We start from the raw sequence: 6,717 nt of genomic DNA, 5'->3' as shown, positions 1-6,717 counted from the left end.
TCGTCGGTGATCATCCTGCGTCCTCCCAACGGGAAGTGGGGTCTACGTGTCGCCGATCACACGACCAGAGGAGGGCCTGCCCGACAAGGGACATACTGTCCGGCATGAGGTGTGTTCTGACCGACACCATGGGCCGACGCGGCGGCATTCGTGTCGAGCGGCGCCCAGGTCCGGGCGATCCGCTCGTGGCCTCGCCGGTTCGGCATGGGGCGGGTCAGGTTGTGGGTTGAAAGGTGGGCTCCGAGGTGTGCATAATGCAAGGGCAAAGGGCAGTAGCCCCGCGAAGTAGGCCCGGCAGTTCTCCGGACGGTGAACGAGCCGGGCTCGCGCCTTTTTCGAGCTCTAGAGCTCGCGACGACCAACGAGGAGCGGGTCGCAAAGACCGAGCCACTCGCCCCCGCGCTGTGCGCACCAGGCGACGGCGTCGCTGATCCACAGGAGCGGCTCCTCTTTGGCGCGCAGGTGCCGGTACAGCGGCGGGCTTTCCTCGTGCCGGAACCGGTCGGCGATCGTGCGCCGGTCCGCTTGCGCAACGGACTCGTCGAGTTCGAAGACGAGCATCTGGGCCCGCGCCTTGAGGACATCGTCGAGGATGGCCTTCATGCACGAGCCGCGGCCGGCGGCGTGGTCGCGGGTGCGGGCGACGTAGAGCGTGACCTGGACGTCAAGCTCGCGCATCGCGTTGAGCAGCTCGCGGCGCCGACTCGGGCGCTCGTGCGTGAAGTGCACTCGCTCGGCGCCGGGCAGCAGCAGCCCACGGAGCTGCCGGCGCGCGTCGACGACGTCACCGGGGAGGACCGCGGCGGCCGCCATCAGGTAGTCGCGATTCTTCGTCTCGTCGACGAAGACGTGCGCGCCGGGACGGCCGGCGCGCGGCTCGCCGCCGTTCCCTGCAGGGTTGGCCATCCGATCGTCCTTCTCGTCGCCCTCATCGAGGGTTCCCGCGGCACCTCCGCGGTCTGTCGCGAAGACGCTACGACGTCCGCCCGACACTCGGCACGACCGTCCCCTAAATCGTCGACACGCTGTCGCCGCCGGCGTACCGCTCACGCCCTCCTAGCCCCCCCGTCTCACGAGTGCCGCACAGCGGTCGTTGCGACATTTCAAGGCTGAAATGGGCTCCCCTTGGCCCTTCCGCAGGCGCAATCGACGGATGACCACGACTTCGTCGACACGTTCGACTCCTCGACCGAGAACGCGTTGTCGGCACCCCGAGCACGGGCGCTCAGCTTGAACGGGTGCCCGTGGACCGTGGTGAGCTTGCGGATCGCCTTGCCTTCGATCACCTAGCCGAGGGGTCGGCGACGCCGTTGAACTACGTCCTCCATGGAACCGCCACGGCGCAATGCCCCGTCGTAACAAGCGTCAACCACGACGAGCGGCCACGAGTGAGGCAGCTCCCCAACTAGGCCGGACGTCCGGGCTTCTCGTGAACCCCTTGCAAAGAGATCACCTGAGACCGACACTGTCCGGACAGATGGGGGCACATGTCCCACCTCGGCATCTCAACAGCACCAGGGGTATCGAGTGACGTTCCTACGGAGTCAGGGTCGCGTCGGGCACCGGGCCCAGATCGGGTCGGTCGCTGCCGTCATGCTGGCAGCGATCCTGCTCGCAGCCCAGCTGCTCACCGTCGCGCCGAGCGCGCAAGCGAACAACTGGTACGGCAACACCGGCTACACCGCAACCTGCCCCCTCAACGGCAACATGACCGACAACAAGGACATCTACTTCTGGAACATCGACATCGTGCCCGACCACGCGGCCGCGCAGTCATGGACCCGAAGCACCCTCCTGAACCCGACCACCCTCGACACCTTCCCCGCCGAATCGCTGAACGATTCGACGGACGTGGTGAGCCGCGACCGCTACTACACCGACTGGTGCACGAGCGTCTACGGAGACTGGACGACCGACGGGGTGTACGGCCTGATCGGTATCACCGCCTGCTACCGCACAGTTGCGAACGGTCGCTGCGACCAGCAGGTCGTTCGGATCAGCACCACCTGGTTCGACTACCGCGGGACCCCGGGCGACCGGTTCGTCGTATGCCACGAGCTCGGCCACGCCATCGGCCTCATCCACCGCAACACCGGGTCAGGCTGCATCTGGACCGGAACGGGCATCTCGACCCTGAACAACTACACCGCCCACGACCTCGGCCACATCAACGCCCCCTGGTGATGGACTCGGGAAAGAAGGACGTGAACGAGATGATAACAACCCCCCAGCAAGCCCCGGCCCGTCGACGCAGCACGATCAGCCGCGCGACAGCCGGCCTCGCAGCCGCCGCGGTGCTCACGCTCACCGCGGGGTGCGGCGCGGACACCTCCGACGCTGCCCATCCTGAGGCGAACAAGGTCGGCGATCCGGCCTACGTCTTCGATCAGATCAAGACGGCCCGCGAGTCCGGGGTGGCGCTCGTCGCCCACCCGGACTCGCTTCTCGACTCGCTGCCCAACAGCCGCGTCGTGGCGAAGACTGAGAAGGGCACCATCGAGACGTCCTTCACTGACCTGGTCCTCTCCGGGAAGGTCGTCGACGTCCGTCCCGGAGACGCGCTCAGCTACGCCGACGCGGCGGACCCTGCCTACCAGGGCGACGAGGAGGACGCCATCAAGGTCGTCGACTTCGACGACCTGACCGCTGCCGAGCGCAACGTGATCGTCACGATCAAGCCCACCTGGTCCTCCGGAGAGAGCATCGGCGAGACGCTCGAGGTGCGGATGGGAAGCGCCGGCAGCGACCCCTACGACTTCATGGCCGGACTCCGAGGCCTTCAGGACGAGGAGTCGGTCTGGCTGCTCAAGAAATCAGCTCAGGGCCGGTACAAGGGCGAGTGGATCCCCGTGATGGGCTCCGCCCTCGTCGGGCCAGTCGGCGCCGACGGCGCGGTCGACTTCCCGGCACTGGGTGACGACGAGGCCGGCTTCGTGAAGTCCCTCACCACGGTCCCCGAGCTCAGAAGGGCCGCCGAGGCACCCGATCGGACTACCCGGATGGACCTCACCCAGTAGCGACAACCTCGGGCCGTCTTGATCTGCTCGACGCAGGCCTTTCTGACGCCTTCGGCCCAGCGCACAGCAGTGCCCGTCACACCGCGCGTGACGAACGACTCGGAGCCAAAGCCCCGGTCTCAGGCCTACTCTCGGACCATGGCCACGGACCAGCGGTACCACTCGCTCGAGGACTTCCTGGCGTCGACCATGTCCCACCTAGACGGCGTTCTGGACGACGGCTGGGGATCGCTCTTCCCGGTCAAGGGACGAGAGATCGACGCCGTTGTGCTGTTCGCCGACATCACCGGCTTTTCGACGCGCACGCTCGACCTTTCGCCCGCAGAGACCCTCGTCTACGTCCAGAACTTCTTCGCCTGGATCTCCGGCGAGGCGCTGAACGGTCGGCCCGGGATCGTCGACAAGTACATCGGCGACGAGGTGATGGTGGTCTTCTCGGAGGAGTTCGGTTCCGAGGATCCCTTCGTCGACGCCGTCCAGGCCGCCGCAGCGATGAGCCGTCACGACGTCCACGCCTACGGGCCCCACATGGGCATCGCCGCCGGCCCCGTCATCGTCGGCTATGCCGGCACGCCGCTGCGCTACAACGTCTCCGTCTTCGGCGCACCTGTCGCTCTCGCTGCCCGGTGCGCGAGCGTACGACCGCCCGAGGACGGTCCCCGCGCCTCTTCGACGATCGTCTTCCCCGCCGCCGACTGGGCCGACCGTCAGCTCGACGACATCCTTCGGCCGGGCACCCGGCTCCAACCGGACTACCGGGTCTTTGAGCTCCAGGAGCGCCGCGAGGTGCCCATGAAGGGTCTCGACATGGTGGAGGTCTGCGAGATCTACAACACCGGCGCGCACTTCCCCACGCAGAGCGCTGAAGACCGCGCACGGGAGTCCCTGGCCTCCCTGGCAGAGGCCGGCCGCTACTGGCCGCGGTTCGACAGCCCGGCCCAGTCCTAGCAGGGCCTAGTAGCCCGCCAGGGCGGCCACGAGCGCCAGGCCCAGCGCCATTCCGACGAGCACGAGCAACAGCACGGTGTCGCGGCTGCGCCGGACCAGGCCCCGCTGCAGCGCGAAGGCGAACACCGCCGCCAGGACCCCGAGGACGACCGCGGCCATGGCCCCGGCCGACACGTCGGTGAGGAGCGCGACGGGCGCGACCGCGATCCCGAGCGGCACCGTGCCCCAGGCGATGATCCGCACCAGGCGCAGCTGGTGGTCACGCTCCGCCGCTCGGGTCGCGTCCTGTCGGCTCGACTCAGTCATGGCGTCATCCTCTCTAGAGGGTCCGACACAACGCTAGAGACCCCGTGCGCCGCACGTACCTGGTCACCTCGTCGGTGCGCCAGCCAGCGCGGCCGCTGAACGGTAGGCGACTCGCGCCCGCTCGACGTCGTCGAGCCCGTCGTGAAGTCCTCCCAGCTCGAACCAGACCTGCGCCGCTGCGGCGCGCCGGTCCTCCACGATCCCCTCCGGCTTGCCGAGCGCGGCGGCCGCCTCGTCAAAGCTCTCGTTCGCGTCGGCGATGAGGCCGGTCTTGAGCAGGACCTGACCGCGCAAGACCATGGACGAGGCCCGCACGACCGGATCGGCCGGATCGTTCTCGCCAGTCCAGTGGTCTAGGACTACAACGGCGGCCTCCTCGTCGCCGCTCCTGAGCGCTGCGCGGGCGAGCAGCACCCGGACGGCGTCGGCCTCCGCGGTGGGCGCGTCCGTCGCCGTCAGCGTCTCGAGCGCGGTCGTGAGCACCCCCTGCGCCTCACGATCGGCTGGCCCCGGCGGGTAGTGCAGGAGGAGTTCCCCGCGCATCGCTAGGTACCTCGCCTCGTCCCGCCGACGGGCCGCGCCCTGCTCGAGGTCCGCCGCCGCGGCGGCGTAGGAAACCGCGAGGTGGCCATCGCCGGCGTCCAGGGACTTCTCTGCCGCCGCGCGGTAGCGACCAGCGAGGTCGAGCCATGAGCCGGTGTCCGCCGACACGCGTCGCACCACCGCCTCCGCCGCATCGAGGGCCCCGCCCGCCAGGTGCGCGCGGGCCACGCCGGTGGCAAGAGCCGCCGCCTCGGGCGTACCTAGCAGGCCGACCGCCTCCAGCCGGTCCAGGGCCGCGGCCCCGACCGCGGCCGCGTCCGTCGGTCGTCGTGCCTGGATGAAGGCCTCGACGAGCGCGGTCGACGCCGCCACGTGCCCGGCCGCGGCCGCGTCGCCCGACGGCGCCGCGACGATCGCGCGCAGGGCCTCGATCGCCTCGGGCAAGTCGCCGGCGGCCAAGCTGGCCAGCGCGCGCAGGAGCGCGAGCTCGCCTTGCAGGTCGGCGTCGCTCGTACCCTCCAGCAGCGTCTCGGCCTCGACGATCGTTCGCGGTGCGGCGCCGGCGGGGTCGGTCCGGATCTCGAACGGCAGCCGCTCGAGCAGGATCATCACCCGCGATCGCCGGTCCCCGCTGAGCCCCGTGAGCAGCTGCGTCACGCTGACGCCGACTCGCTCGGCGATCCGCTCAAGCAGCGTGAACTCCGGGCGCCGCTCGCCGGACTCGATCCTCGACAGGTACGCCGCCGAAACTTGGCCGTCGACGGCCTGAGCCTGGGTCAGACCGGCCGCGATGCGTGCGGTCTTGATCCGGTGGCCCAGCACTGCCCAGGAGATCTCCTGGTGCAACTCGGCCAGGTCGAGCCGAGTGCTCACCGTCCCGACGTTGGTGCCGTAGCTCGTGTTGCTCGTCCTCATGCGCGTGCCTCCTCGCGGCGGCCCACCCCGGACGGGGGAGGCCTCTAGTTGACGTAATAACAAATTATCGGCTCTGCAATCTGACGTTTGGGGGAGTGCCGGGCGACACTCCCCCGACCCGTCAGCGCTCCACGCTCGGCCGAGCCGAGCGTGCGCCCCGAGCCGGTGGCGCCGGCGACGAGGCAGCGGGTGCGGGCGAGCCCGCCGATCGGTGCACCTCTGGGCGAAGTGCGCCGGCGACCGCACGTGCCTTGTCAGCAGCGTCGACCTCGGCGGGTGCCGCGGTCGTTGAGGCCGCACGGAGTGCGAATTCGGTGTAGCGGTCGGCGTGCGCCCTCCGCGTCGGCTCGTCGACATGGAACCACGGCGCTGGCTGCAGCGCTGAGAGTGACTCCGCGGACAGGACGTGGGGAATGGACTCGAGCTCGGTCAGCTGAGGGTCGAGGACCACGGTGTCTCGCACCTTCGCCTCGCGCAGCATCTCGATGTACCCCCGGGCGGCGCCGTAGTCGCGCAGCTCGGCGGGCTCCATGGTGTGGACCCGGAGGCTGCCCTCAGCGATGACCTCGCGCGCCTGCAGCTCGTTCGCGGCCAACGCTGGTGCTCGACCCGCGAACTCGGCATCGCTGAGCCCCGAGCACTCCGAGGCCTCGTCGAGGAGCCGCTGCACGCCTTCGTCGACGCCTTGCAGGAAGGCCAGGCTCCGATCGTCCATCCCTCGGGCCACGGGCGGCCGCTCGTCGTGGGGCAGCTCCCAGAGCCCCTGGCCGGCGTTCGCCGCTACCTCAGCCATGGCTGCTCCCCCTCCCGCGCCCATCGTGAGTCTTGCTGCCCACCTGGTACGCCTTGCCCTCGGCGTCGATCGGGTTCCGCCGGCCGAGCGCGGCCGCATCGATCGTTGCGGCTCAGCTCGAGCAGGTCGTTTCTGGTGTGGTCTACGTGCATTGGTGCTTCCTCTCAGAGCGATGCGTTGCGGTGGATCTCGGTC

Annotated in this window: 7 protein-coding genes; 3 read left to right on the top strand and 4 right to left on the bottom strand. The window is 69.4% G+C overall.

The window, feature by feature from the left end:
- Positions 1–342 precede the first annotated feature (342 nt).
- The gene (locus CCO04_RS26310) at positions 343–906 is read right to left on the bottom strand and encodes a hypothetical protein (RefSeq protein ID WP_215817155.1); all 564 of its coding nucleotides are present in this window, start codon (positions 904–906) and stop codon (positions 343–345) included.
- Between the two features lie 687 nt (positions 907–1,593).
- On the opposite strand from CCO04_RS26310, the gene CCO04_RS26305 reads away from it, so the two are divergent.
- The 3 genes from CCO04_RS26305 (at position 1,594) to CCO04_RS26295 (ending at position 3,965) form a co-directional block, all read left to right on the top strand.
- Positions 1,594–2,184 (top strand): hypothetical protein, encoded by a 591-nt coding sequence (locus tag CCO04_RS26305; protein WP_215817154.1) that lies wholly within the window; start codon positions 1,594–1,596, stop codon positions 2,182–2,184.
- A 29-nt stretch (positions 2,185–2,213) separates the two neighbouring features.
- Positions 2,214–3,017, top strand: coding sequence for a hypothetical protein (locus CCO04_RS26300; RefSeq protein ID WP_215817153.1), 804 nt, complete (start codon positions 2,214–2,216; stop codon positions 3,015–3,017).
- Positions 3,018–3,104: 87 nt separating this feature from the next.
- A complete protein-coding gene (locus CCO04_RS26295) occupies positions 3,105–3,965 on the top strand; it encodes an adenylate/guanylate cyclase domain-containing protein (protein ID WP_215817152.1) in 861 nt (286 codons plus the stop codon).
- Between the two features lie 6 nt (positions 3,966–3,971).
- Here CCO04_RS26295 and CCO04_RS26290 read toward each other — a convergent pair whose 3' ends face one another.
- The 3 genes from CCO04_RS26290 to CCO04_RS26280 all read right to left on the bottom strand — a co-directional run bounded on the left by CCO04_RS26290 (position 3,972) and on the right by CCO04_RS26280 (position 6,522).
- Positions 3,972–4,271: a hypothetical protein gene (locus tag CCO04_RS26290; RefSeq protein WP_215817151.1), complete on the bottom strand. Its 300-nt coding sequence runs from the start codon at positions 4,269–4,271 to the stop codon at positions 3,972–3,974.
- A gap of 63 nt (positions 4,272–4,334) precedes the next feature.
- Positions 4,335–5,729, bottom strand: a complete 1,395-nt coding sequence (locus CCO04_RS26285; RefSeq protein ID WP_215817150.1) for a helix-turn-helix transcriptional regulator — start codon at positions 5,727–5,729, stop codon at positions 4,335–4,337.
- A 121-nt stretch (positions 5,730–5,850) separates the two neighbouring features.
- Positions 5,851–6,522 carry a hypothetical protein gene (locus CCO04_RS26280; protein WP_215817149.1) on the bottom strand — a complete coding sequence of 224 codons (672 nt, stop codon included), beginning with the start codon at positions 6,520–6,522 and terminating at the stop codon, positions 5,851–5,853.
- Positions 6,523–6,717: the final 195 nt, after the last annotated feature.

The organism is Pimelobacter sp. 30-1 (assembly GCF_018831735.1).
In the GTDB taxonomy this organism is placed as follows: Bacteria; Actinomycetota; Actinomycetes; order Propionibacteriales; family Nocardioidaceae; genus Nocardioides.
This window is presented reverse-complemented; position numbering and strand designations above follow the sequence as displayed.

What these genes read in the sequence shown, in the direction of transcription:
- CCO04_RS26300 (WP_215817153.1), top strand. Translation starts at nt 2,214, where the DNA reads ATGATAACAACCCCCCAGCAAGCCCCGGCCCGTCGACGCAGCACGATC.
- CCO04_RS26285 (WP_215817150.1), bottom strand. Translation starts at nt 5,729, where the DNA reads ATGAGGACGAGCAACACGAGCTACGGCACCAACGTCGGGACGGTGAGC.
- CCO04_RS26310 (WP_215817155.1), bottom strand. Translation starts at nt 906, where the DNA reads ATGGCCAACCCTGCAGGGAACGGCGGCGAGCCGCGCGCCGGCCGTCCC.
- CCO04_RS26305 (WP_215817154.1), top strand. Translation starts at nt 1,594, where the DNA reads ATGCTGGCAGCGATCCTGCTCGCAGCCCAGCTGCTCACCGTCGCGCCG.
- CCO04_RS26280 (WP_215817149.1), bottom strand. Translation starts at nt 6,522, where the DNA reads ATGGCTGAGGTAGCGGCGAACGCCGGCCAGGGGCTCTGGGAGCTGCCC.
- CCO04_RS26290 (WP_215817151.1), bottom strand. Translation starts at nt 4,271, where the DNA reads ATGACTGAGTCGAGCCGACAGGACGCGACCCGAGCGGCGGAGCGTGAC.